24 protein-coding genes are annotated in these 25,028 nt (G+C 72.2%); 5 read left to right on the forward strand and 19 right to left on the reverse strand.

Going from position 1 to position 25,028, the window contains the following annotated elements:
- Window positions 1-42 precede the first annotated feature (42 nt).
- Complete coding sequence (locus tag IA22_RS0110160; protein ID WP_014157876.1) at window positions 43-897, reverse strand: Scr1 family TA system antitoxin-like transcriptional regulator; 855 nt, start codon at window positions 895-897, stop codon at window positions 43-45.
- Window positions 898-1,144: 247 nt separating this feature from the next.
- Between IA22_RS0110160 and IA22_RS0110165 the strand changes: the two genes are divergently transcribed.
- Window positions 1,145-1,549, forward strand: a complete 405-nt coding sequence (locus IA22_RS0110165; protein WP_030123394.1) for an ATP-binding protein — start codon at window positions 1,145-1,147, stop codon at window positions 1,547-1,549.
- 15 nt (window positions 1,550-1,564) lie between these two features.
- Here IA22_RS0110165 and IA22_RS0110170 read toward each other — a convergent pair whose 3' ends face one another.
- The 12 genes from IA22_RS0110170 to IA22_RS0110230 all read right to left on the reverse strand — a co-directional run bounded on the left by IA22_RS0110170 (window position 1,565) and on the right by IA22_RS0110230 (window position 11,797).
- A complete protein-coding gene (locus IA22_RS0110170; RefSeq protein ID WP_030123395.1) occupies window positions 1,565-2,266 on the reverse strand; it encodes a ribonuclease H family protein in 702 nt (233 codons plus the stop codon).
- Window positions 2,267-2,292: 26 nt separating this feature from the next.
- Window positions 2,293-3,087, reverse strand: a complete 795-nt coding sequence (locus tag IA22_RS0110175; protein ID WP_014157873.1) for an SDR family NAD(P)-dependent oxidoreductase — start codon at window positions 3,085-3,087, stop codon at window positions 2,293-2,295.
- A gap of 154 nt (window positions 3,088-3,241) precedes the next feature.
- Complete coding sequence (locus IA22_RS0110180) at window positions 3,242-3,739, reverse strand: peptidylprolyl isomerase (protein WP_014157872.1); 498 nt, start codon at window positions 3,737-3,739, stop codon at window positions 3,242-3,244.
- A 149-nt stretch (window positions 3,740-3,888) separates the two neighbouring features.
- A complete protein-coding gene (locus IA22_RS0110185) occupies window positions 3,889-4,437 on the reverse strand; it encodes a lamin tail domain-containing protein (RefSeq protein WP_014157871.1) in 549 nt (182 codons plus the stop codon).
- Window positions 4,438-4,787: 350 nt separating this feature from the next.
- Window positions 4,788-5,021 carry a hypothetical protein gene (locus IA22_RS0110190; RefSeq protein WP_030123396.1) on the reverse strand — a complete coding sequence of 78 codons (234 nt, stop codon included), beginning with the start codon at window positions 5,019-5,021 and terminating at the stop codon, window positions 4,788-4,790.
- 98 nt (window positions 5,022-5,119) lie between these two features.
- Window positions 5,120-5,539 carry a DUF6221 family protein gene (locus IA22_RS0110195; protein WP_030123397.1) on the reverse strand — a complete coding sequence of 140 codons (420 nt, stop codon included), beginning with the start codon at window positions 5,537-5,539 and terminating at the stop codon, window positions 5,120-5,122.
- A gap of 265 nt (window positions 5,540-5,804) precedes the next feature.
- Window positions 5,805-6,719, reverse strand: coding sequence for a PfkB family carbohydrate kinase (locus IA22_RS0110205; RefSeq protein ID WP_030123398.1), 915 nt, complete (start codon window positions 6,717-6,719; stop codon window positions 5,805-5,807).
- On the reverse strand, window positions 6,716-7,705 hold the full coding sequence (locus IA22_RS0110210) for a zinc-dependent alcohol dehydrogenase family protein (RefSeq protein WP_014157867.1): 990 nt from the start codon (window positions 7,703-7,705) through the stop codon (window positions 6,716-6,718). The genes IA22_RS0110205 and IA22_RS0110210 overlap by 4 nt, the downstream gene beginning before the upstream one ends.
- Complete coding sequence (locus tag IA22_RS0110215) at window positions 7,705-8,583, reverse strand: carbohydrate ABC transporter permease (RefSeq protein WP_014157866.1); 879 nt, start codon at window positions 8,581-8,583, stop codon at window positions 7,705-7,707. The genes IA22_RS0110210 and IA22_RS0110215 overlap by 1 nt, the downstream gene beginning before the upstream one ends.
- Window positions 8,580-9,545 (reverse strand): carbohydrate ABC transporter permease, encoded by a 966-nt coding sequence (locus tag IA22_RS0110220; protein WP_014157865.1) that lies wholly within the window; start codon window positions 9,543-9,545, stop codon window positions 8,580-8,582. The genes IA22_RS0110215 and IA22_RS0110220 overlap by 4 nt, the downstream gene beginning before the upstream one ends.
- A complete protein-coding gene (locus IA22_RS0110225) occupies window positions 9,542-10,900 on the reverse strand; it encodes an ABC transporter substrate-binding protein (protein ID WP_014157864.1) in 1,359 nt (452 codons plus the stop codon). Before IA22_RS0110225 ends, IA22_RS0110220 begins: the two co-directional genes overlap by 4 nt.
- A 135-nt stretch (window positions 10,901-11,035) precedes the next feature.
- Entirely contained in the window at window positions 11,036-11,797 is a 762-nt protein-coding gene (locus IA22_RS0110230; RefSeq protein WP_014157863.1) for a DeoR/GlpR family DNA-binding transcription regulator, read from the reverse strand.
- A 440-nt stretch (window positions 11,798-12,237) separates the two neighbouring features.
- Here IA22_RS0110230 and IA22_RS0110235 point away from each other — a divergent pair, with 440 nt between their 5' ends.
- From IA22_RS0110235 to IA22_RS0110245, 3 genes are all read left to right on the forward strand, one after another.
- Entirely contained in the window at window positions 12,238-13,953 is a 1,716-nt protein-coding gene (locus IA22_RS0110235; RefSeq protein ID WP_030123399.1) for a lysyl oxidase family protein, read from the forward strand.
- 141 nt (window positions 13,954-14,094) lie between these two features.
- On the forward strand, window positions 14,095-14,880 hold the full coding sequence (locus tag IA22_RS0110240) for an SAM-dependent methyltransferase (RefSeq protein ID WP_014157861.1): 786 nt from the start codon (window positions 14,095-14,097) through the stop codon (window positions 14,878-14,880).
- A gap of 25 nt (window positions 14,881-14,905) precedes the next feature.
- A complete protein-coding gene (locus tag IA22_RS0110245; RefSeq protein WP_015575972.1) occupies window positions 14,906-15,556 on the forward strand; it encodes a class I SAM-dependent methyltransferase in 651 nt (216 codons plus the stop codon).
- Window positions 15,557-15,571: 15 nt separating this feature from the next.
- On the opposite strand, the gene IA22_RS0110250 is transcribed toward IA22_RS0110245, so the two are convergent.
- From IA22_RS0110250 to IA22_RS0110275, 6 genes are all read right to left on the reverse strand, one after another.
- Window positions 15,572-18,274: a SpoIIE family protein phosphatase gene (locus IA22_RS0110250; protein ID WP_030123401.1), complete on the reverse strand. Its 2,703-nt coding sequence runs from the start codon at window positions 18,272-18,274 to the stop codon at window positions 15,572-15,574.
- A gap of 82 nt (window positions 18,275-18,356) precedes the next feature.
- A complete protein-coding gene (locus tag IA22_RS0110255) occupies window positions 18,357-20,471 on the reverse strand; it encodes an MMPL family transporter (RefSeq protein WP_030123402.1) in 2,115 nt (704 codons plus the stop codon).
- Window positions 20,472-20,585: 114 nt separating this feature from the next.
- Complete coding sequence (locus tag IA22_RS0110260; protein WP_030123403.1) at window positions 20,586-21,338, reverse strand: YqjF family protein; 753 nt, start codon at window positions 21,336-21,338, stop codon at window positions 20,586-20,588.
- Window positions 21,339-21,383: 45 nt separating this feature from the next.
- Window positions 21,384-22,397 carry an NAD(P)/FAD-dependent oxidoreductase gene (locus IA22_RS0110265; RefSeq protein WP_030123404.1) on the reverse strand — a complete coding sequence of 338 codons (1,014 nt, stop codon included), beginning with the start codon at window positions 22,395-22,397 and terminating at the stop codon, window positions 21,384-21,386.
- The gene (locus tag IA22_RS0110270) at window positions 22,394-22,912 is read right to left on the reverse strand and encodes an isoprenylcysteine carboxyl methyltransferase family protein (RefSeq protein ID WP_030123405.1); all 519 of its coding nucleotides are present in this window, start codon (window positions 22,910-22,912) and stop codon (window positions 22,394-22,396) included. Before IA22_RS0110270 ends, IA22_RS0110265 begins: the two co-directional genes overlap by 4 nt.
- A 13-nt stretch (window positions 22,913-22,925) precedes the next feature.
- A complete protein-coding gene (locus IA22_RS0110275; protein WP_030123406.1) occupies window positions 22,926-23,984 on the reverse strand; it encodes a type III polyketide synthase in 1,059 nt (352 codons plus the stop codon).
- Window positions 23,985-24,104: 120 nt separating this feature from the next.
- Between IA22_RS0110275 and IA22_RS0110280 the strand changes: the two genes are divergently transcribed.
- Window positions 24,105-24,992 (forward strand): UbiA family prenyltransferase, encoded by an 888-nt coding sequence (locus IA22_RS0110280; RefSeq protein ID WP_038272089.1) that lies wholly within the window; start codon window positions 24,105-24,107, stop codon window positions 24,990-24,992.
- The last annotated feature ends 36 nt before the right edge of the window (window positions 24,993-25,028 follow it).

The raw sequence follows: 25,028 nt of genomic DNA on the forward strand, positions 1-25,028 counted from the left end.
GTGACCGTCATCCGGCGTTCGAAACCACAACAGGCCCGGCCTTCACGGTTTCCCTGCCCCACCGCCACCTTCCGGCAGCGGCGATCCCGGACGTGGAGCCGCCGCGCACGCGCCGTCCAGCCTGATGCGGTAATCCGTGACGGCGGTCGGCTCGCCGATGATGTCCGCCCTGGCACCAGGGCCCTCCAGGACCGCGCGGTCGCCGATCTCCGGGACCGGAACACGCAGCAGATGCAGGGGCGGGAGGCCGGTCATGGGGTGCGGCGGAAAGTGGAGGGGCACCACCTGCACGGTGAGGTGCTTGCGGTGTACGGCCTCCTCCAGCACCGTGCGCTGCTCGGCCATCACCACGGGGCCTCCGACCGTCGTGTGGAGAGCGGCCGCCGGGAGCAGGGCCCAGAGGGCGGCGCCGCGCTCCTCCAGCCGGCGCTGCCGCTCGGCCAGCAGTTCGATGTGCCGGTCGAGTCCGGGCGCGGGATCCGCTGTCAGGGCTTTGCGCAGAGCCGCCTCGTAGGCCGGGGTGCGCAGCAGTTCGGGGACGAGTGCGGGATGCCAGGTCCGCACGAGTGCGGCGGAGGACTCGATGCCGATGACCTCCTGCTGCCACGGCTCCATCGCGTCCCGCCACCGGTGCCACCAGCCGGGCAGGTTCGCGGCCGCGAGACCCGTCATGATCGGCTCGGCCTCCGCGGCGGGCACCGCGTAGCACTCCAGCAGAACGCGGACCTGATGGGCGTCGAGGCCGGTCTCGGCTCGCTCGATGCGCCGGACGGTCGCGGGATGGGCACCCAGTGCCACGGCGGCCGCCTGGAGGCTGACGCCCGCGCGCTCCCGCAGTATCCGCATGCGCTCCGCGAGGACGCGGTGCTCGACGGTGGGGCCGGACCGGGGCCTCATCCACCTGTCCCTTCCTCGTGCGCACGGAGAGGTGCGGATTCCGGAGCCGTGAGCTCCGATTCCGAACCATCCTGACACTCTGCCTCTTGCAAAGTATGCATTTTGCACGGAGAGTACGTACATGTCGGAAATAGTTACGTGCGCACGTCCGGCCCCGTCGGGTTCGAGCGGGCGTAGCGCACAGAGCTGGTGGATTCCCCGCCTCCCCCGGGGCGTCCCCGTCGCAAGGCACCGCGTGCAGGAAGCCATGCGGAGCTGGGGAGAGCCGGACGAGCGCGTCGAGACGGCGGCCCTGGTCGTGACCGAGCTGGTCGCGAACGCGGTGGAGCACACCGCGGGCCGGCGCATCAGGTGCCGCCTCCTGCGGACCTCCGGCCGCGTGCGCATCTGCGTGTGGAACCGCGGCAGGCGGCACGTACCGGAGCTGCCGGGTCCGCGGGACCCCGAGCCGCACGGCGGTCCCGCGGACGGGCTGCACGGCTCGGAGGGCCCCGGCCCGGTGGCCTTCGACGGACCGCACGGCACCGGCGACGGATTCAGCCTCGCCTCGGTGGCCGAGGACGGGCGGGGTCTGATGCTCGTGGACGCGCTGGCCACGCGGTGGGGCACCCGTACCAGCGTGTCCGGCCGACTCGTCTGGGCCGACGTCTGAACCGGTCGGGACCGCTCAGGCGAGGGCCGCCCGGCACTCCGGGTGACCCCAGCCGTTGGGGTTCTTGGCGATCATGTCCTTGGCCGCGTACGGCTTCCCGCAGTGGCACCGGCCGGCGAACTTGGCACGGATCGTTCCGCTGCCGGAACTCTTCCTGGCCGTGGATCCGGCGGCAGAGCCGCTCCTGGCCTCCCCCGCCCCCCGGCCCTTCGTCGAGCGGGCCGGGGCCGGCACCGGCAGGTCCGCGGTGCCGTGCGCCGTCCCCGCGGCCCGCTGGGAGACCGCGACCTCGCTCGCGGCCTGGTCGGCCACGGCGTTGAGAGGGTCGCCGCCCACCTGGTGCGCCGGCACGTAGCGGAAGGTCACGCTGCGCGTACTCAGCAGCTCGTCGATGGCGACCACCAGCTCCCGGTTGGCGACCGGCTTGCCGCCCGACGTCTTCCAGCCGTTGCGCTTCCACCCCGGGAGCCACTTGGTCACCGCGTTCATCGCGTACTGCGAGTCCATGCGCACCTCGACGGGCACGGCCGGGTCGGTCGACCTCAGCAGTTCCAGCAGAGCGGTGAGCTCGGCGACGTTGTTGGTGGCGGTGCCCAGCGGGCCCGCTTCCCACCGCTGGGGGTTGCCCTGGCCGTCGGCCACGACCCATGCCCAGGCAGCAGGTCCCGGATTGCCCTTGGATGCCCCGTCACACGCGGCGATGATGCGCTCGTCCATGCCCCCGATCATGCCAGCCCGGGAGGTCAGGGCACGATCGAGTCGATGTACCCGCCGTCCACCCGTACGGCCGCACCCGTGGTGGCGGACGCCTGCGGCGAGCTGAGGTAGACGACGAGGTTGGCGATCTCCTCGGGCTCGATGAGCCGCTGGAGCAGGGACTGGGGCCGGTGCTCGCGCATGAAGACGCGCTGGGCCTCGTCCCACGGGAGGTCCGCGCCGACGAGCTCGTGGACGAAGTCCTCGACGCCACCGGTGTGGGTGGGGCCCGCGATCACGGAGTTCACCGTCACCCCTGTCCCCGCAGCCTCCTTGGCGAAGCCTCGGGAGACCGCGAGCAGCGCGGTCTTCGACATGCCGTAGTGGATCATCTCGGCGGGGATGACGACGGCCGAGTCGCTGGCGATGTTCTGGACGCGGCCCCACCCCCGCCCGGTCATGCCGGGCAGATAGCGGCGGATCAGCCGTACGGCGCTGAGGACGTTGGTGTCGAAGTAGGTGCGCCACTCGTCGTCGGTGATGTCCAGCGGCGGCCGTGAGCCGAAGATGCCGAGGTTGTTGACGAGGATGTCCGCGGCGGGCACCGCGTCGAGGAGCTCGGCGGCTCCCTGCTCCGTGGCGAGGTCACAGGCCACGGTGAGGAGCTCGGCGGCCGGTTCGGCGGCGCGCAGCGCTCCGGCGGCGGATTCGAGCCGCTCGCGGCTGCGTCCGGTCAGCACCACGCGCGCTCCGGCACCGGCCAGCCCGGTGGCGATGGAGAGACCGATGCCCTGGGACGACCCGGTCACGACCGCGGTCCTGCCGGCAAGATCGATACGCATGGCGCGGCCCTTTCGTCCCCTGTCCGAGGTCCACCGGGTGGACCTGGTCCGTCCCCACCCTGACACTTCCCGGCGAGGGACGCCTTCCGGCGGACGCGGGACGGGGCCCCGGCCGGTGCAGACCGGCCGGGGCCCCGTGGCGTGCGTCGGAGTCTCAGAGAACGCCGGAGGCGGAGACGGCGATCTTCGCCTTGGTGGTGCCGCTCTGGGAGCCGTAGGTCTCGATCTTGCGGACGAGCGCCATGCTGTCCTCGTCGGCGACCTCGCCGAACACCACGTGCTTGCCGTCCAGCCAGGGGGTGAGGACGGTGGTGATGAAGAACTGCGACCCGTTGGTGTTCGGGCCGGCGTTGGCCATCGAGAGCAGACCCGGCTTGTTGTGCTTCAGGGTGAAGTTCTCGTCGGCGAACTTCTCGCCGTAGATGCTCTTGCCACCGGTGCCGTTGCCCCGGGTGAAGTCACCGCCCTGGAGCATGAAGTCCGGGATGACGCGGTGGAACGGCGAGCCGGCGTAACCGAAGCCGTGCTCACCGGTGGCGAGCGCGCGGAAGTTCTCCGCGGTCTTGGGGGCAACGTCGTCGAAAAGGTTGAACACGATCCGGCCCGCGGGCTGGTCGTCGATGGTGATGTCGAAATACGCCTTGATGGTCATGGGTCCATCCTGACATCACCTGCCGCTCCGCGGTGCACAGCCCCCGCCCGGCGGAGGCCGTGGGCCGCACGGGCACGGCGTACCACGGCCATGAGCCGTGGTACGCCGTTTCAGTCAGGGAGAACGCCGCGTCCCCCTATCCGTGCGGGTCAGCGGTTGCCCCGCTGACCTCCGTCGCGGTGACCGCCGTCACGGTGGTCCCCGCCGCGGTACCCGCCGTCACGGTGACCGCCGTCGCGGTACCGCCCCCAGGACTTGGAGTCGACCTTGTGCCCGCGGTTGTCACGGAGCGTGGCGGTGTCCCTGCTGTCCCACACGTAGTGGCGACGGTCCTGGTACACGTCGTGCCGGGTGTCACGGCCGACACCGGTGTGGACGCGGACGGAGGAGCGGCCGGGCAGTCGCAGGTCGAACGTGTAGGTGCGGCGGCTCTCGTCGCTGAGCGTCCAGCCACGGAGGTTGACGGCGTGGCGGCCGGTGTTGGTGACGGTCACCCACTCGGCGTTCAGGCTGCGGTTCGAGCCGTTGTCGCGGCCGGGGCTGTCGTACTGGATCTCACCCAGGACGACCGCCGAGCGCTGCGCCGGCCGGTGGTGGCCGTGGTCCCGGCCATCGGCCGTCGCCGGCAGGGCCGCTGCGGCGAGCAGGGCGCCTGAGGCGAGAACGGTGGCGGTGATCCGTCGTGCGGAACGGGACATGAAAACCCCTCATCGTGCAGGCCCGGAATGGAGTGCCGGGCGTTTTCCGACCCCGGCGTCGTGCCGGGAACGCAAACTTTGTCCCGCTTCCGAGGTGGCCGAAAGGTGCCCTGGTTCGTGTGACAAAGTGCGGACATTTCTGTCACACACGACTGCACGCGGCACGGATTGCCGCGGTCGTAGACCTGTCAACCGTTGATTGCTGCACCGACCCTTACGGGGAGCCGTTCACAGCGCCACCACATCTCGTTCACCTCGGACCCACTCCCCCGGCACACCGGGCCCGACCGCGCGGATCCGGGCAGATCCGTGTAACAGAAGCGACAGCGCTTACCTGGACAAAGGTTCCCTTACTGGCGGGAAAGGAGCTCGCGCGTTCGAGCCGTCAGCATCCATCGGGACGGAGCGATACGGGCACGCTGACCGCCGCTGGTCACCAGCGCGTTCACGGGGGACATCGGGTCCAGCGCCATCGTCCTGGCCAGCAGCACGCCGACGGCCAGCGGAAGGAGGGTCACCGCCAGCGCGGTACCGGCGCTGGCCAGGGTCTGGATGCGGGGGCGCGTCGGCGCGACGGGGAGCATGGTTCCATTCCACCGGCCGGGGCCCGTGCCGGGATCGGGTCGCGTACTCAGAGGCACTGCTCCCCGGTACTCAGTCCGGCACGCCGCCCCGCCCGTCCTCATTCCTGGGAGGGAGGGCCCCAGTGGGAGAACCGGGGCAGCCACCTCACCCGGTAATCGGGGTGTCCGGCGTACTCGGCTGCCATCTGCCGCACGACGAAACCCAGCCCCACGGCGCGCCCCGAGGCGAAGTCCTGGGCCGGGCGGTCGGTGTCCAGGGCCGAGATCTCCTCGTACTCGTCCAGGAGGACCCTGGTCGTCTCGATGCGGCGCAGGCTGCGCGCGGGGTCCTGGAAGGCGATGTGCCGGTCGTAACCTCGCGACCGTACGACGAAGGCGATACCGCTCGTGCGGTCGTGCACCTCACCGGGCGCCTCGGCCGGTGTCCGCCAGCCGTCACCGCCCGCCTCCCGCGCGATGTCCTCCTCCTCGGCGAGGCGTGCCCGCACGAAGGCCAACAGGTCCAAGTTCTCTGCCATCTGGTTCCGCATCCTTCTCCGTCACAGACCGCGGCGGTGATCCGTTCACCGCCGCGGGCCCGTTCTGCCCGACCAGCAGAGGATGCCTCACCTGCGCACCGAGGGCGCAGTCCGCACCTGGCGCGTCCGTATGACGGACATCCCCGGCGGGGGCGCCGACGGGGATGTCCGACCGGGAGCGACGGCTCTCTCCGTCGCTCCCGGCACAGCACGGCGAGGGGGCGCACCCGTGCGGGTGCGCCCCCTCGCCGTGCTGCGTGCTGCGTCAGGCGCCCGCCGGGACGGAGGGCTCCGTGCCGGCCCGGGCGCACACCGAGGCAGCGGCCTCGGAGGCGGCGGACAGCATGTCCCGCACCTCGTCCGGATCCGGTGCCGCGGTGAAGGAGCCGCGGGCGCCCAGCCGGGTCAGCAGACCGGCGGCGAACGCGTCACCCGCCCCGATCGTGTTGACGACCCGGACCGGTGTGGCCGGGACGGACACGGGTGCTCCGGCAGCGGTGTACGCCGTGCTGCCCTTCGCGCCCCGGGTGAGGACCACGAGCCGTCCCCCGGCCGCCAGCTCCCGGCAGGTGTCCTCCGGGTCGGTGCCGGGCCACAGCCGGTCCAGGTCCTCGTCGCTGGCTTTGACGACGTGGGCGAGGCGGCAGAGTTCACGCAGCGCCGCCGCGCCGTGGTCCACGCCCAGGGTGCGGTCCCGGCGGACGTTGGGGTCCACCACGAGGAGGGAGTGCCGGGCGGCCGCGAGGGCGGCCTCCCGGACGGCCGAGGCCGCGGGCTCCACGACGGCGGCGAGTCCGCCCACGTACACGGCGCCGAACCCGGCGGTCCGTGCGGACACGTCCGGCAGCCTGAACGTCGCCGTCTCCTGGAGGTGGAAGTGGTAGCCCGTTCCCCCCGAGTCCGGTTCGGCGACGGCCAGCGCGGTGGGCAGCCCGCTGCGCGCGCACAGCGACACGTCGGCCCCGGCCGCCCGCAGCCGCTCCTCGATCATCCGGGCGAAACCGTCGTCGCCCAGTCCCCCGGCGAACGAGACCGGGGTGCCGAGCCTGGCCAGTCCGACGGCGACGTTGGCGGGTGCGCCGCCGAACTGGGCCGTACGTACGCCGCCGTCCCCGGCCACCGGGACGAGGTCGACGAGCGCCTCGCCCATCACGAGGACGGCACCGGGCCCTCCCGTCACGGCTCGACCACGATCTTGCGGCCGACGCCGGCCTTGAAGCGGTCGACGGCCTGCGGGTACTGGTCCAGCGGCAACCGGTCGCTGATGAAGACCGACGGGTCCAGGATCCCGGTGGCGAAGAGGGCTGCCGCGCGTTCGTAGCTGTGCAGGACGGCCATCGAGCCGGTGATGGTGATCTCCTGGTTGTAGATGCGGTACGGCTCGATGACCGCCGTCGTCGCGTAGTCGGCGACCCCGAACTGGAGGAAGGTCCCGCCCTTGGCGACGCGTCCCAGGCCGTCCTGGATCGCGGCCGCGTTGCCCGTCGCGTCGATGACGACGTCCCAGCCGCCGGGGCGGTCCAGCTCGTCGGCCCCGGCCGCCGAGCGGGAGCAGCCGAGGAGACCGGCCGTGGCGAGGCGCTCGGGGTTGACGTCGAGGACGTCCACGCCCGCCGCCCCGGTGCGCTTGGCGAGCTCCAGCATCATGAGGCCCATGGTCCCCGAGCCGTAGATCAGCACCTCGGCGCCGAGTGTGCTGTTCAGGACGTCGTAGCCGCGGACCGCGCAGGACAGCGGCTCGATCAGGGCGGCGTCCTTGACGTCGATGTGGTCGGGCAGCTTGACGCAGTTGGCGACGGGGGCGACGGCGTACTCGGCGGCTCCGCCGGAGACGGTGACGCCGATGGCGGCCCAGCGTTCGCAGAGGTTGCCGCGTCCGTTGCGGCAGTAGCGGCACTCGTGACAGTGCAGGGAGGGGTCGACGGCGACGCGGTCGCCTACGGCCAGTTCCGTGACCTCGCTTCCGACGCCCACGATCTCCCCGGCGAACTCGTGGCCGGGGACGAGCGGCAGGGACGGTGCGAACTCGCCCTGCAGGATGTGCAGGTCGGTGCCGCACAGTCCGCAGGAGGCGACGTCCACGACGACGTCGCGCGGGCCGGGTGTGGGGTCGGGGACGGTGGTGACGGAGACCTTGCCGGGGGCTTCGACGATCGCTGCCCGCATTATTTCACTGCTCCAAGAGACAGGCCCTGGACGAGTTTGTCCTGGGCGGCGTAGCCGGCGGCGAGCACCGGCAGGGACACGACGACGGACGCGGCACACAGCTGGGCCAGGAAGAGTCCCTGGCTGGTGACGAATCCGGTGAGGAAGACGGGTGCGGTCTGGGCGACGACGCCGGTGAGCACCCGTGCGAAGAGCAGTTCGTTCCAGCTGAAGATGAAGCAGATCAGGGCGGTGGCGGCGATGCCCGGCGCGGCCATCGGCGCGACGACCCTGGCCAGGACGGTCGGCAGCCGCGCGCCGTCCACCTGGGCGGCCTCGATGACGGACACCGGTATGTCCGCGAGGAAGGACTGCATCATCCAGACCGCGATCGGCAGGTTCATCGAGGTGTAGAGCAGGACGAGGAGCCAGATGTTGTCGAGCATCCCCGCGTTCTTGGCGAACAGGTAGACGGGCAGGAGGCCCGCGACGACGGGCAGCATCTTCGTGGAGAGGAAGAAGAACATCACGTCCGTCCACTTGCGGACGCGCCGGATGGAAAGGGCGTACGCGGCCGGCAGCGCCAGCAGGAGCACCAGGACGGTGGAGAAGAAGGAGGCGCCCAGGGAGTTGAGGAGCGGCGGCCACGGGGTGACGCCGGTGTCGGCTCCGAAGAAGGCCCGGTAGCCGTCGAGGGTGAGCGGCGCGAAGAGGGAGGGCGGGTTGGTGGCGGCGTCCGACTCCGCGTGCAGCGAGGTCAGCAGCATCCACAGGGCGGGCAGACAGAAGGCGAGTCCTGCCGCCCAGGCCAGCAGGCCGAGCGCGGTGGAGCGCCGTTTGGCCCTGCGCAGGGCGCCTCGCGCGGACGGGGTCGGCGCGGGGACGGTGGCGGTGGTCATGCGCGGTTCGCCTCCTCACTGAAGAGGGACGAGACGGTCCGGAGCGCGAAGGTGGCGATGATGATCGTGCCGATCACCACGACGACTCCCGCGGCGGACGCCAGTCCGTATTCGTGGGCCTGGTAGAAGGTCTGGTAGATCGTGTACGGGAGGTTGGCCGTGCCGAGTCCGCCGGCGGTGATCGTGAACACCGCGTCGAAGTTCTGCACGATGTAGACGGCGCCGAGCAGGACGCCGAGTTCGAGGTACCGGCGCAGGTGGGGCAGGGTCAGGTAGCGGAAGGTCTGCCAGGCGCTCGCCCCGTCGAGGCGCGCCGCCTCGACGACCTCGGCGGGCCGGCTCTGGAGCCCCGCGAGCAGGATCAGCATCATGAACGGCGTCCACTGCCAGACCAGCGCGGCGATGACGGCGAGCAGGGGCATCTCCGCGATCCAGTCCGGCTGGCTCGGGGTCGTGTCGCCGAAGAGCTCACCGACCCAGCTGAGCGCGCCGTTGAGGAGTCCGTACTCCGGGTTGTACAGCGCGTGCTTCCACAGCAGCGCGGCGGAGACGGGCACGATCAGGAACGGCGTGATGAGCAGGGTGCGGACGAGGCCGCGGCCGAAGAACGCGCGGTCCAGGAGCAGCGCGAGGGCCAGTCCGAGGACCACGGTGGCGATGACCACGCCCGCGGTCAGCAGGATGGTGGTGAGGACCGATTCGCGGAGAGCGGCGTCGGTGAAGACGGACGCGTAGTTGTCCAGCCCGTTGAAGGCGCGCTTGTCGGGGTTGAGGGAGTTCCAGTCGAAGAGGGAGATCACCAGGGTCGCCACGAAGGGCAGCTGGGTGACGACGATCAGGAAGACCAGCGCGGGCAGGAGCGGGGCCCTGGTGGCCCAGGCCCGGGGGCCTGTTCGCCTGCGGTCCGGCGCGGCGGCCGGGCGGGGTGGTGACTGAGGGGTGGTGCCGACTGCTGTGGTCATCGGTACTCCTTGGCGACCTGCTCGGCCAGCTTCTGGGAGGTGGCCAGCGCCTTGTCGACGGACTGGCGGCCGGCGATGGCCGCGCTGATCTCCTGCGCGACCCGGGTGCCGAGATCGGTGAACTCGGGGATGCCGACGAACTGGATGCCGGGCACGGGACGCGGCTGGACGCCCGGGTTCTTCGGGTCGGCGCCGGAGATGGCCTGCTCGGTGACGTCCGCGAACGCGCCGGCGGCCTCGCGGTATTCGGGGTTGTCGTAGGTGGAGGCCCGTTTTCCGGCCGGTGCGTTGGACCAGCCGCTGGTCTCACCGACGAGCGACTCGTACTCCTTGCTGGAGGCCCAGGAGACGAACTTCCAGGCGTCGTCGGACTTCTTGGAGGCCTTCTGGATGCCCCAGGCCCAGGTGTAGAGCCAGCCCGAGCTCTTGGTCTCCTCGACCGGCGCGGGTACGTAGCCGATCTTCCCCTTGACCGGCGAGTCCGCCGCCTCCAGGGACCCCGCACCGGCCGTGGCGTCGTACCACATGGCGGTCTTGCCCTGGGTCATGTTGTTGAGGCACTCGGCGTACCCGGACTGCGACGCCCCGCGCTCCCCGTGTTTGCGCACGAGGTCGACGTAGAACTTCGTGGCCTTCGTGAACTCGGGCGAGGTGAGCTGCGGTTTCCAGTCCTCGGTGAACCAGGTGCCGCCCATGGTGTTGACGACGGTGGTGAGCGGTGCCATGAGTTCGCCCCAGCCGGGCAGTCCGCGCAGACAGATGCCCTTCATGCCGGGCTCGGCGCCGTCCGCCTCCGCCGCGAGGCCCGCCACCTCCGTCCAGGTGGGGTGCGGGGGCATCGTCAGGCCCTTCGCCTCGAAGACGTCCTTGCGGTACATCAGGAAGGACGACTCCCCGTAGAAGGGTTCGGCGTAGAGCTTGCCCTCGGCGGTGAGCGAGTCCCTCAGGGGTTCGAGAATGTCGTCCTGGTCGAACTCCTCGTCCTGCTCGGCGTAGGTGTCGAGCGGGTGCAGCCAGTCGTTCTTGGCGAAGAAGGGCACCTCGAAGTTGCTGATGGTGCCGACGTCGTACTGTCCGGCCTGGTTGGAGAAGTCCTGGCTGATCTTGTCGCGGACGTCGTTCTCCGGGAGCACGGTGAAGTGCACCTTGATACCGGTCTCCGCGGTGAAGTGCTCGGCGGTGAGCTTCTGCAGCTCGACCATCTGAGGGTTGTTCACCATGAGTACGTTCAGGGCGTCACCCCCTCCGAACGCGGTCCCGCCGGCTCCGGCGCAACCGGCGCCGAGAAGGGCCATGGCTGCCGTGCCCGCGACCGCACGCACGCGGGTCCCGCGGCGTCGTTGCTGGTGGGGCATAAAGTCTCCTGATCGGTCGTAGCGGCTCGTTGATCGGTGCCCGTGGTCCCCCGGTCCTCCTGACCGCTCCGGGCATGGCGGGGCCGGCCTCCGGCCCCCTTGCGGGGACGAGGCGGGGAAAGGGGCGGGTCCGGGTCAGACCCGGATCACGTTGGGGCCGAGCAGGGAGTAGCGCTGCGCCTCGGCCGAGGGCAGCCCTGTGTCGGTGACGACGGCCTCGAAGTCACCGACGCCCGCGAAGCGGCAGAAACTCACCGCTCCGAACTTCGAGTGGACCCCGGCGAAGACACGGCGCCGGGCACTGCGCATGGCCTGCGCCTTGACCTCGCCCACCGCCGGATCGGGGGTGGTCAGCCCGTACTGGCGGGAGATGCCGTTCGCCCCGACGTAGGCCAGGTCGATGACGAAGTCGGCCAGCATGCGGGTGGCCCAGTGGTCGACGGTCGCCATGGTGCTGCCGCGCAGCCGCCCGCCCAGCAGGAGCACCGAGGTCTTCTCCGCTTCCGCGAGGACCGTGGCGACGGCGAGGGACGCCGTGACCACCGTCAGCGGCCGGTCCTTGGGAAGGGCCTCGGCGATGAGCTGCGGGGTGAAGCCCTCGTCGACGAACACCGTCTCGGCGTCACCGAGCAGGTCGGCGGCGGCCTTCGCGATGCGTGACTTCTGCGGCACGTGGTGGGTGGTGCGCATGGCCAGGGTCGTCTCGAATCCCGCGCTCTCGACCGGGTAGGCGCCACCGTGCGTGCGCCGCACGAGGCCGTGCTCCTCCAGGGTGTGCAGATCGCGCCTGATGGTCTCCTTGGCGACCTCGAACCGTTCGGCGAGCCGGTTCACGTCGACCGCCCCGTCCTGCCGGGCCGTCTCGAGAATTGCCCGTCGCCGTTCCTCGGTGCCCACGACACATCCCTGCGCTAGTACGGATCCGGTGTGGTCCCGGCGTCCGTTCGGGCCCATGCGTCGTTTGTACAAGCAGGAACGGCAGTTCGACCAGCACCTTCGCGTCACGGCCTGCGCCCGTTCATGCCCGTTTCACCACGGGTTTCCGCACTGGTGGCCCGGTAAACGTCCGCGACCGGACGTACCGTCGGCGCCCGGTCGGCTCGATCTCACGCCCGTTCGGTGCCCGTACGCGGTCACCCGACCTCAGGGCTTCTAGCACGGCCGGCCCGGAAGCGCAGGAGGAACGGCCGGTAAATGTCTGATTGCATACCTCAAAAGACGATTTCGGCCAACAATCCGTGTCCCAGCCCCCTTCGGACAACCTCGGGCCCGGCAGTCGCCTCTCATGGGCAAAAGCGACTCCACCGCCCCGACGGGCACCCGGACATCGGAGAACGATGAGCACCAGAACCCCCCGCAACCGGCTGTGGCGTCCGGCGGTCGCCGCCGCCGCGGCGATCGCCGTGACCGCGGGTGTCGCCGCCGCCACACCCGACACGAGGAAGGCGGCGGTCCCCCCGCGGCTCGGCCTCGTCGCCGCGTCGGACTCGGTGACGCTCGACTCGTGGAAGGAGGAGCCCGGTGTCTACCTGGACCTCGGGACGTACCTCACCGCCTCCGGCGCGCCGCTCGAACTGCGCGTGACCCGGAAGAGCTACAAGGACCCGGTCGTGGCGACCCAGGTCATCCGCCAGGGGACCAGGACCAGGACCCGGACCCTGCCCGAGGGGCTGGTGAAGGACTTCTCGGGGCTGCCCGGCTTCATCGAGGTCACCGTCCGGGACACCGCGGGCAGGACGGTGGCGGTCCGTACCGAGTCGTTCTGCCCGAACAACGCCTCGGGCAGGGTCGACCCGGGTGCCCCGGCGACGTCGAAGTATCCCGAGAGCTGTCCCGTGAATCCCTTCACGCTCGGCTCGGTGTGGGGTGTCGAGAAGGGCTGGGCGTCCAACACCTACGCCGGCTACTACTCGGCGCCGGTCGCGCTCCCCGCCGGCAAGTACACCGCGGAGGTGTCCGTCAGCAAGCGCTACCGGGACATCTTCGGGATCAGCGACGCGCCGAAGACCGTCAAGGTGACGGTGCGCGAACGCAGTTGGGAGGAGGAGAGCCCCGCTCCCTCCCCGGCCGCCCGTTCCGCGTCCGGGCACGCGGGGCACGGGGCCGGGCACTCGGCCCACGCCGGCCACCCGGCGACCCGCCCTCCGGCCCCGGTGTCCGCGACCACCGGGGCGGGCACCTCGTACAACGTGGGGCACGGTCCCTACGCGCCCGCGCCCGCCGCTCTGCCCTGGGCTGCCGCGCGGCAGGGCCTCCGGGCCGCGGAGGGCGACGGGCGGGGACGTACGGACGGCTCCCGGCAGGCGCCCGCCGTGCGGCCGAACGCCCAGCGTCCGACGGGCAGGGCGGCCGTGCCGGACGTGCCCAAGCCCGACCTGCGCTCCCTTCCCGCCTACGGCATCACCATCGGTGCGGGTGACGGCGGGGCTCCCGGCAGGGACTACCTGGCCTTCAGCGCCAACGTGTGGAACGCGGGTCCCGCGGAGTTGGTGGTGGACGGCTTCCGCAAGCCCGGCAACGCGCTGATGGACGCCTACCAGTACTTCTACGACGCCTCGGGCAAGCAGGTCGGCTACACCCCGACCGGCACCATGGAGTGGGACCCCCGCCCGGGCCACGAGCACTGGCACTTCACCGACTTCGCGAGCTACCGGCTGCTGAAGGCCGACAAGAAGGAGACCGTGCGCAGCGGCAAGGAGGCCTTCTGCCTGGCCAACACCGACGCGGTCGACTACACGGTGAAGAACGCCAACTGGCACCCGGACAACACGGATCTCTCCACGGCCTGCGGCCAGGAGAACTCCATCTCCGTGCGGGAGGTGCTCGACGTGGGTTCCGGTGACACGTACACCCAGGACCTGCCCGGGCAGTCCTTCGACATCACCGGGCTGCCGAACGGCACCTACTTCATCCAGGTGCTGGCCAACCCGGAGAACCGGCTCAAGGAGACCGATCTCGGCAACAACAGCGCCCTGCGCAAGGTGGTTCTGGGCGGCAAGCCCGGCGCCCGCACGGTGACCGTGCCCCGGCACGACCTGGTCGACGCTCCCTGACCCACGGGCGCCTCGTCCGCGCGGCCCCCGGGACCCTCCCGGGGGCCTTCGCCGTGACACCGCCAACTGCCGCTCGCAGCACGGTTGCTGTGGCAGACTTCGCAGGTGGAGCGGCCCACCTCATCTGCAACGGAGCTCGTCATGACGTCCGGGACACCTCACCCCCCGATAGACACCAGCAGGCCCCACTCGGCGCGCGTCTACGACTCGTTGCTCGGCGGCAAGGACAACTACCCGGTCGACCAGGCCGTGGCCGAACAGCTGCCGGCCGAGGCGAAGGCCGGAGCCTTCCAGAACCGTGCCTTCATGAACCGCGCGACGGCCTGGCTGGCCGGTGAGGGGGTCGGCCAGTTCCTCGACATAGGCACGGGGATCCCGACCGCGCCGAACCTGCACCAGATCGCCCAGAGCATCGATCCGCGGGCACGGGTCGTCTACTGCGACAACGACCCGATCGTCCTGCGGCATGCCGAAGCCCTCCTGATCAGCCATCCGGAGGGGGCCACCGACTACGTGCACGCCGACGTCCTGGAGCCCGCAACGATCCTCGAGGCGGCCCGCAAGGTCCTGGACTTCGACCGCCCCATCGCCCTCTCGCTCCTGGGGCTGCTCCACTTCCTCCCCGACGACGTCGACCCGCGGGCCATCGTGCGCACGCTGGCGGCCGCCTTGGCACCCGGGAGCTACGTGGTGCTGTCCCAGGGCGCCTCGGACGTGAACCCCGAGCGCGGGGAGCAGGGCGCGGCCGAGTACGGCAAGGGCGGCATCCGGCTCGCGCTGCGCACCCGCGCCGAGTTCGCCCGCTTCTTCGACGGTCTGGACATCGTCGAGCCGGGCCTGGTGACGGCTCCCGAGTGGTTCCGCGGCACGCCTGCGCCCGAGCAGGAGCTGAGCGGCGTCTACGTCGCGGTCGCCCGTATCCCGTAGTTCCGTTCCGGCAGGGGAGGTTCTCATGGCCGATGGCCGGCAGCACGCGGCGGCCGAGGCGTTCGACGCCATCGGCGCCGACTACGAGCGGGCCTTCGCCGGCTCGCCCGCGCACCGTGGCTCCCTGGACCGGCTGCTGGCGCGGCTGAGCCCGCGCAGCAGGGTTCTGGACGTCGGCAGCGGTACCGGCCGGCCGACGGCCCACACCCTGGCGGCCGCCGGGCACGAGGTGCTGGGTGTCGACGTCTCGCCCGTCATGGTGGAACTGGCGTCGCGCCGGGTTCCCGAGGCCTCCTTCCGCTGTGCCGACATCAGGGAGCTGCCGCTGGAGGAGGAGGGTTTCGACGCGGTCTGCGTCTACTTCTCCTTGCTGCAGATGTCGCGTGACGAGCAGTCCTCGCTCGTGCGCCGCCTGGCGGGGGCGCTGAGGCCGGGCGGGCATCTGGTGCTGGCGACCGTACCGCTGGACGTGCAGGACGTGGACGCGGTCTTCATGGGCCAGGAGGTACGGGTGACGAGTTTCGGTCCCGAGGCGTTCAGGGCGATGGCCACGGGTGCCGGGCTCGACGTCGTGGACGAGGAACGGACCGTCTTCACTCCGGACGGTCCCGGAGCCGTACCCGAACCCCATCTCTTCCTGCACTGCGTCCGCGGCCCGGCGGTCTCGGAGGGCTGACCGGAGCGCACCGCGTCACAGCGGCCCGCCGGCCCCGGGCTGCAGGACCTGCTCCGTCCAGATCACCTTGCCGCCGTCGTCGGTGTAGCGGGTGCCCCAGCGTTCGGCCAGCTGGGCGACGAGGAACAGGCCCCTGCCTCCCTCGTCCATGCTGGCCGCCTGGCGCAGGTGGGGCGAGGTGCTGCTGCGGTCGGACACCTCGCAGATCAGCGTCCTGTCCCGGATCAGCCGGACGCGGATGGGTCCGGTGGCGTAGCGGATGGAGTTGGTGACCAGTTCGCTGAGGATCAGCTCGGTCGTGAACGCCTCCTCCACCAGGTTCCACTCGGTCAGCGTGCGGGAGACGTCGGAACGGACGCGGGCGACCGCCGAGGGGTCCGAGGGAACGTCCCATTCGGCCACGTTCTCCGGGGCGAGGCGGCGGGTGCGGCCGACGAGCAGCGCGACGTCGTCACGGGCCCTGGTGGGCACCAGGACGCGCAGGACGGCCTCGCAGGTCTCCTCGGGGGTCCGGTCGGGGTGCCCGGACAGGGTCCGGCGCAGCCGTTCGAGCCCTTCGTCGATGTCGCGGCGCCGGTCCTCGACGAGCCCGTCGGTGTAGAGCACCAGCCGGCTGTCCTGCGCGAGCTGTACGTCGAGGGTCTCGAAGGGCATGCCGCCGAGCCCCAGCGGCGGGCCGCCCGGCACGTCCGCGAAGACGGCCTCGCCCTCCGGGTTGACGATCACGGGCTGGAGGTGGCCGGCCCGCGCCATGGTGCAGCGCCCGGACGCCGGGTCGTAGATCGCGTAGAGGCAGGTGGCTCCGGTGACGCCGGCTCCGTCGGAGCCGTTGGCCGACTCGTCCAGGTCGATGCGGTTCACCAGTTCGTCCAGGTGCCACAGGAGCTCGTCGGGGGGCAGGTCCAGGCTGGAGAAGTTGTGCACCGCGGTGCGGAGGCGTCCCATGGTGGCGGCGGCGTGGAGCCCGTGACCGACCACGTCACCGACCACGAGGGCGACCCTGGCTCCCGGCAGCGGGATGATGTCGAACCAGTCGCCGCCGACACCGCCCAGCCCGCCGAGTCCGGCCTGTGCGGGGAGGTAGCGGTAGGCGGCGTCGATGGCGCTCTGGTCGGGGAGCCCCTGCGGCAGCAGACTGCGCTGCAGGGTGACCGCCACGTTGTGCTCGCGCGAGTAGCGGCGCGCGTTGTCCATGCTCACCGCGGCGCGGGCGACGATCTCCTCCGCGACCGACAGGTCCTCGTCCTCGAACGGCTCGGGCCGCTGCGCGCGCCAGAACATGGCCACGCCGAGGACCACGCCCCTGGCGCGTATCGGGACGGCTATCAGCGAGTGGAATCCGCACTCCACCATGCGCTCGGCCCGTTCCGGGTCCTGCTGCTGCCAGCCGGAGCGCGACGCCAGGTCGGTGTCGAGGACGGACCGGCCCCTGAGCAGACCGGCGCCGATGTCCGTGGACGGCAGGAACCGGATGACCGAGCCCAGCGGATGAAGACCGGTGTCGTCGCGGGTACCGCTGAACGCCGAACGCCGCAGGCCGTCGGTGGTCGCGCGGACGGCCGTGGGCTCCTCCCCGCGCAGCACGCCCTCGGCCAGGTCCACGGTGGCGTAGTCGGCGAACCTCACGGTGGCGAACTCCGCCAGCTCCTCGCACGTCTGTATGACGTCGAGGGCCGTACCGATCTCCGTGCCCGCGTCGTAGAGCAGCTTCAGCCTGCCGCGTGCGGTGGCGGCCTTGCCAGTGAGGGCCTGCAGCTCCGTGGTGTCCCGCAGGGTCGTGACGTTGCCGGGCGGTCCGCCGTCCCGGTCGGTGGCGCGCTGGCTGACGGCGAGGAGCCGGTCGCCCACCGAGTGGACCTCGTCGGTGGCGGTGCGTCCGGAGATCAGCAGGGTGGCGATCACCGGGTCGAGTCCCAGCTCGGCGACGGGCGTGCCCTCGACGTCCGGGCCGAGGCCCAGGAGCCGTCGTGCCTCGTCGTTGGCGAGCAGGAGCTGTCCGTCGCCACCGACGATCACCACGCCCTCCCGCACGGCGTGCAGGACGGCGTCGTGGTGCTCGTACATCCGGGTCATCTCGGTGGGGCCGAGGCCGTGTGTCTGACGGTCGAGACGCCGGGTGACGAGCGCCGTACCTCCCATGGCGAGCAGCAGTATCCCTGCGGCGGAGCCGAAGAGGAGCGGGAACTGGTCCTCGGCGACACCGCTGACCTTGCTGATGGTGATACCGGCGGACACCAGGCCCACCACTTCGCCGTTCGCGCCCCTCACGGGCACCACGGCCTGGACCAGCGGGCCGATCGTCCCGTCGATCTTCTCGGTCACGACGTGGCCGTCGAGGGCGGGTGCCAGCTCGCCGACGAACTTCTTGCCGATCCGGTCGGGCAGCGGGTGGGTGTACCGCACGCCGTTCAGGTTCAGGACGACGACGAAGTCGACGCCGGACCCCTTCCGCGCCTCCTCGGCCTTCGGCTGGAGCACGGCCGTGGGGTCGGGGCTCTTGAGCGCGGCCTCCATGCCCGGGCCGCTGGCGAAGGCCTCCGCCACGGCGACCGAGCGGTTGCGTGCCTCGCGTTCGCTGTCCGCGTGGGACTGCAGCACGAGCGCGGTCGCGGAGGCAGCGACGAGGAGCACCACGATCGCCACCTGCAGGAGGAAGACCTGACCAGCGAGGCTTCTCATGCGGAGAAACGAACGCGGGCGGCCGTAGCGTCCGGCCATGCCCCCCTTTCTACACCCTGGTCATACGCCGGGCGAGCCGTGCGCCACGACCTCCGTAGCCGCACGGACCGGGGCAGGCCCCTCAGACGCCCGCGGTCCCGCGCTCCGCCCCGCCGTCCTCGTGGGCGAGCCGGTGCGGCCACCAGACGCGCGGTCCGATGTCCAGGAAGAGGGAGGTGACCAGTACGGACCGGACGACCAGGGTGTCCAGGAGGACGCCCAGGGCCACGGCGAAGCCGATCTCCGCGAAGGCCACCACGGGAAGGGTCCCGAGTGCGGCGAAGGTGCCGGCCAGGACGAGGCCCGCCGAGGTGATGACCGCCCCGGTGGCGGCGAGCCCGGTGACCACGCCCGCGCGGGTGCCCTGGTGCAGGGCCTCCTCGCGGATCCGGGTGGTCAGGAAGATGTTGTAGTCGATGCCGAGCGCCACCAGGAACACGAACACGAAGAGCGGGAAGTCCGTGGTCTCCCCCGCGTAGTCGAACACATGGCGGAAGACGAGGGCGCTCACGCCCAGTGCGGCGGCGAAGGACAGCACCACCGTGGCGATCAGCAACAGGGGCGCCAGGAGGGCGCGCAGCACCAGCGCGAGGATGATCAGTACGACCAGCAGCACGAGGGGGATGATCAGCACGTTGTCGTGGCGGGTGGCGTGGTCCATGTCGAGGGCCGCCGCCGTGTCGCCGCCCACGAGCGCGTCCGCGCCGGCGATCGGGCGCACGGCGTTCCTGACGCGCTCGACGGTGCGTTCCGCGGCGTCGCTGTCCCCGGCGTCGGTGAGGGTGGCCTCGAAGATGGCCCTGCCCTCGTGCACGGGTCGGGTGCCGGGCGGCACGACGAGGGATCCGGGCAGCACCCCGCGGGTCCTCTCCACGGCGGCGCGCACCTGACTGCTCCGGTCCGCCGCCGCGATGACGACGAGGGGGCTGCCGGCGCCGGCCGGGAAGTAGCGTTCCTGGATCTCCTGTCCGGCGACGGAGTCCGGTGTGCCGGGGAAGGAGTCGGCGTTGCTGAGCCCGGCGGCGCGCAGCTGGACGAGCCCGAGGGACAGTGCGGCGAGCACCAGGGCGGTGCCCACCCAGATCCTGCGCGGATGGACGGCCAGCCGCTGCCCGGTCCGTGCCCAGAACCCGTGCTCGGTGGGCTCCGGCGTGCCGAAGTGCGGGACGACCGGCCAGAAGACCCAGCGTCCGAAGATCACCAGCAGCGCGGGGAGGAGGGTGAGCATGGCGATCAGCGCGATGGCCACCCCGATCGCGGCCACCGGTCCGAGGCCCCGGGTCGAGTTCATCTCGGCGGCCAGCAGGACGAGCATGCTCAGCACGACGGTGCCGCTGCTGGCCAGCACGGCGGGCCCGGCGCGGTGCAGCGCGCGGGCCATGGCCTCGTGACGGTCCTCGTGGCGGCGCAGCTCCTCGCGGTAGCGGGCGACGAGGAGCAGGGCGTAGTCCGTGCCGGCGCCGAAGACCAGCACGGTCAGGATGCCCGCGCTCTGACCGTTCACGGTGAGTCCCGCGTGTGCCGCGAGCAGATAGATGACGGCCTGCGCCGTGAGGAGCGCGGCGACGACCGAGACCACGGGGAGCACGAGCAGCGACGGGCTGCGGTACGTGATCAGCAGCATGACGATGACCACGGCGAGCGCGGCGAGGAGCAGGGTCGAGTCGATGCCCGAGAAGGCGTCGGACGAGTCGGCGGCGACCCCGCCGGGGCCCGTGATGTGGACCGTGAGCCCTCCACCGCCGTCCCCCACGATGTCCCGTACGGAGTCGACGGCGGGGCCGATCCGTTCCCAGCCCTTCTCGTCCATGGTGATCGGCACGAAGATCTGGGCGGCCGAGGGTGCGGTCCTCGTGTCGTAGAGCGGACCGCGGGTCTCCTCGCCCCGGACCCCGTGGGCACTCAGTGTCGTGAGCCGCCGCTCGTCCTCGGTGATCCGGGCGCGGTCCGCCGCCGTCAGGCCGCCCTCGCGGGCGTACACCACGATGGCGGTGATGATCTCGGGGCGGAACTCCTTGGACTCCTCCCAGACGCGCGTGGACTCGGCACTGCTGGGGAGCCAGGAGGCCGCGTCGTTGTCCTGGGCGCCCATGAGTTTCCCCGCGAGCGGTGCCGCGAGGACCAGGACGACGAGCCACAGCACCACGACGAGCCACTTGGTGCGGCGTCCGCACAGCAGCCGGGCCACTCCACGCATGCCGCTCCCGCCCCTTCGTCCTGTTCCGTGGCGGCGAGACTAAGGGCGGCGCGGGACAGGACGGGGCCACGACATGCGCCGGACGCCCGGCCGGGGGCTCCGCCGGGACCGTTGTCACTCCTCCGGGCGGGCGGGGCGGCCGAAGCGCACCGGGACCCCGGGTGAGTACAGGACGCTCGCCGGTTCGCCCACGGGTGCCGGCAGGCCCGCCGCCGTCACCAGGCTCTCGTCGCACTCCAGGAGTCGCGCGCGGTGCAGGGGCCAGCGGGGGTGTGCGTTGGGAAGGTACATCGTGCGCCCGCGCAGGGTGCTGTGCATGCCCCAGCGCGCGGTGAGGAAGTGCTCCAGCCCGCTGGGCGCCTCGATGCGTGCGCCGGCGCGCAGGACGATCCGGCTGTGGGCGCCCCGGGGCCCGGGGAGACGCCGGCTGCTGGTGTAGGTGAAGGTGTCGGCGTCGCGCCGGACCGTCATCCGGGACCATACGTAGGGCAGCCGGAACACGGTCCGGGCGACCGCCACGGGGATGAGTCTGGAGGCGTCGAGCGAGCGGAAGACGACCCCCCGCCTGCCGTGCGCGTCCCGGGAGTACAGCCGGACGTTGGTCTCGGGGAAGGTGCCCAGGTAGGGGATGCCCGGGAGGCGGAACCAGCCGATGCGGTGCATCCGGAAGGCCACGAGTCCGACGTAGGTGACTCCGTCCAGGGTGTCGGGCACGGTTCCGTCGGGCAGCAGCGGCGCCACGTCCGCGGGGTCGGCCGCCCAGTGCAGGAACGCGAGGTCCAGCCAGGACTGCGTCATCAGCGGGTTCATCGACGGGTACGGCGGGTCGGGGGTGACGGGCTGCGGTGTTCGGGGTGTGGACGGCACCCGGACAGGATGGCAGAGCGGGCGGGGCCTCCCGCGCCGGAGGGGCTACTGCAGGGCTCGCACCGCCGCGCCGAACAGCGCGGGCAGCCGGTGCGCGGCGGGCACGATCAGCCCGGCGGTCGCCGGGTGCCCCGCGGCTGCGAGCAGGGCCCCGGTCAGCAGGCGGTGCCGTCGCGTCAGCCGCTTCCACCGGGCCGGGTATGCCTCGGGCCGGCCCGCCGCGAGGCAGTCGACCGCCGCCGACGCGGTCGCCACCGCCAGGGCGATGCCCTCGCCGGTGAGCGCGTCGACGTAGCCCGCCGCGTCGCCGGCGAGCAGGACCCGTCCCGCTCCCGGTGCGCTCACGGCCCGGCGCAGGGGACCCGCGCCGCGTACGGGGCCCGTCTCCAGGCCCCGGAGGGTGCGGGCCAGCGCGGGGAAGGCGGTGAGGTGCTGCTCGTGGGAGCGCCGGTGACGGCTGAGCACCGCGACCCCCACCAGTTCCTCCCCCACCGGGGTCACGTACGCCTCGCCCTCGCGCGACCAGTGCACTTCCACGAAGTCCGTCCAGGGGGCGATCCGGTAGTGGCGGCGCAGTCCGTACCGGCGCGGTGAGGTGCGGGGGCGTTCCAGGCCGAGTGAGCGGCGGAGCGGGGAGTGGAGGCCGTCCGCGGCGACGAGCCAGCGTGCCGTCAGACCCGCCGTGGTGACGCTGTCGTCGTCCTGGCGCACCTCCGCCGCCCGCCCCGTGACGACGCGCACCCCGAGTTCCGTGGCGCGTCGGTGCAGGGCGGCGTGCAGTGCGGTGCGGCGCACTCCGAGGCCGGGGCCGCCCCGGAAGACCGCCTCCGCCCGGCGGGGGCCCTCGACGTAGCGGATGCCCCGGAGCGTGCTTCCTGCCGGGGTGACCCCCAGCGCGCGCAGAGCGGCCACCCCGCTGGGCATGATGCCCTCGCCGCAGGCCTTGTCAACGGGCAGGGGGCGGGGTTCGACCACGACGGCCTCCAGACCGGCCGTGGCGGCCCGGATCGCCGCCGCCAGTCCGGCCGGTCCGCCGCCCGCCACCAGGATGTCGATCACGCGCGCGCGTCCGCTCCGGCCAGGGCGCCGTCCTCGCAGGGGATACGCACGGCCATGAGCGCCGCGTTGGACACGGTGAACAGGACGGCGGTCACCCATGCGCCGTGGACCAGTGGCAGGGCCGCCCCTTCCGCGGCGACCGCCGCGTAGTTGGGGTGGCGCAGCCGACGGTAGGGGCCACCGGTGACCGGGGGCAGCCCGGGGACGACGATGACCCGGGTGTTCCAGCGGCGCCCCAGGGTGCGGACGCACCACCAGCGCAGTACCTGCGCCGCGGCCACCACCGCGACCATGGTCCAGCCGAGGAGCGCGTGGAAGGGCCGCCCGGCCAGCCATGTCTCGGCGAGGCAGGCGACGAGCAGCGCGGCGTGCAGGGCCACCATCGCCGGGTAGTGCCCCCGGCCGGCCTCCGTGCCGCCCCGGGCCAGGCTCCAGCGGGCGTTGCGGAGCGCGACCACGAGCTCGGCGATCCGTTCGGCGGCGACGGCCAGGACGAGGGCCGTGTACCAGATCATGCGTTCCTCCGGACTACCAGCGCAGCAGCACCAGTTCGCAGCAGAATCCGGGACCCATGGCCATCAGCAGGCCGGGTGTGCCCGGCTCGGGCCCGCGCTGTCGCATCGTGTCCCGCAGGACGTGCAGGACCGAGGACGAGGAGAGGTTGCCGGTCTCCGCCAGCGAGCAGCGGGTGATGTCCAGGGCTCCCTCGGGCAGGGAGAGCACGTCGGCGACCGCCTCCAGGACCTTGGGTCCGCCGGGGTGACTCACCCAGCGGGCGATGTCCTTGGGCTTCAGCCCGTGCTCCTCCAGGAAGGCCGTGACGTCCTCCGCGAGGTACCGGCGTACGACGTCGGGGACGGCGGGGTCGAGCACCACGGTGAAGCCCGAGCCCCGGATGTCCCAGCCCATGATGTGCTGCGTGTCCGGGTACAGGCGGCTGCGGGTGTCCACCACCTCGGGTCCGTCCACCGGCGCCGGGTGACCGGCGCCGACGAGGACCGCGGCCGCGGCTCCGTCGCCGAACAGGGCGGTCGCCACCAGGTTCGCGGCGCTCGCGTCGTCGCGTTGGAAGGTGAGGGAGCAGAGTTCGACCGAGAGCAGCACCGCGACGTGTCCGGGCCGGCCGAGCAGGTAGTCGTGCAGCCGCGCCACCCCGGCGGCCCCCGCCACGCAGCCCAGTCCGAAGACGGGGAGCCGTTTCACGTCGGGGCGCAGTCCGAGGCGTCCGACGAGCCGCGCGTCGACGGAGGGCGCCGCGATGCCGGTGACGGAGGTGAACATCAGCAGGTCGACGTCGGTGGGCCGCAGTCCCGCCTCGCGCAGGGCGCCGCGGACGGCTTCGGCGCCGAGGTCGACGGCCGCGTCGATGAACACGTCGTTGGCCGCCCCGAATCCGTCCAGCCGGCCGTAGCTCTCCAGCGGCAGCACGGTGTTCCGGGTGCGCACGCCGGCGTGCGCGTGGATCCGGTCCAGCAGCCGCCGGTCGGCTCCTTCCGGCAGACAGGTGCGCGCCACCATGTCGGTGACGGCCCGCTGGGTGTGGCGGTGCGGTGGCAGGACTCCGTGCACCGCCGCGATCCGGGTCACCCTGGCCAACGCTTCGGAGAGGTCATGGCCACATACTGCCTACAGAGCGGGGCAAATCGGAGCACATGCCACGCGCGGCTGTCGTGTCCGTACGCCCCGGGGGTCCCTACGATCGGCTCCGTGGACACCACGGACCGGCCGCCGGCACCCGCTCGCGCCCCGGGCCTGCCGCACGTGTGGGCGGGTCTCGCGCTGTCGTGCCATCCGGGTCCGGCGGCGGCGGTGACGGTCCTCGTGGCGGCTCTCGCGGTCGCCTCGGGTCCGGGGACGGGCCGTCAGGTCCTGGTCACCGCCGCCGTGCTCACCGGGCAGCTCTCGGTGGGCTGGTGCAACGACGCCTACGACGCCCTGCGGGACGCCGAGGCCGGGCGCCGGGGAAAGCCGGTCGCCCGGGGCGCGTCGGACCCGGGCACGGTGTGGGCCGCGGCCTTCGCGGCGCTGGCGCTGTGCGTGGTCCTGTCCATCGCGTGCGGTGCGGCGGCGGGTGCCGCGCATCTGACCGGGGTCGTGGCGGCGTGGGCGTACAACCTGAGGCTCAAGGAGACGCCGCTGTCCTGGCTGCCGTACGCGATCGGCTTCGGCAGCCTTCCGTGTCTGGTCGCCCTGAGCCTGCCCGGTGGCCCCTGGCCCGCGTGGTGGGCGGTGGCCGGGGGCGCGCTGCTCGGGGTGGCGGCACACCTGGGGGACGTGCTTCCGGACATCGAGGCGGATCTGCGGGCGGGTGTCCGCGGCCTCCCCCAGCGGCTGGGGGCGGCGCGCACCCGGCTGCTACTCCCGCTGCCCCTGGCCGGGGCCACCGCGGTGCTGGTCCTGGGCCCCCCGGGGGCGCCCGGCGGACCCGCCGTCGCCGTCCTCGGCGGGGTGGCGGTCTGCGCCGTGGTGGTGACGACGGTGTGCGCCGGTCCGCGGCGGGGCGGGATTTGGCGCAAGGGGGCGCTCGCGGGGACGGTCCTGGTGGCGTCGGCCGATGTGGCGCTGCTGCTTGCGCGGGGCACGGGGGTCGCCTGACGGGCCGCACGGGCGGGCCGTCAGGTGTGCCGACCG

Source organism: Kitasatospora papulosa (genome assembly GCF_000717245.1).
Lineage (GTDB): Bacteria > Actinomycetota > Actinomycetes > Streptomycetales > Streptomycetaceae > Streptomyces > Streptomyces papulosus.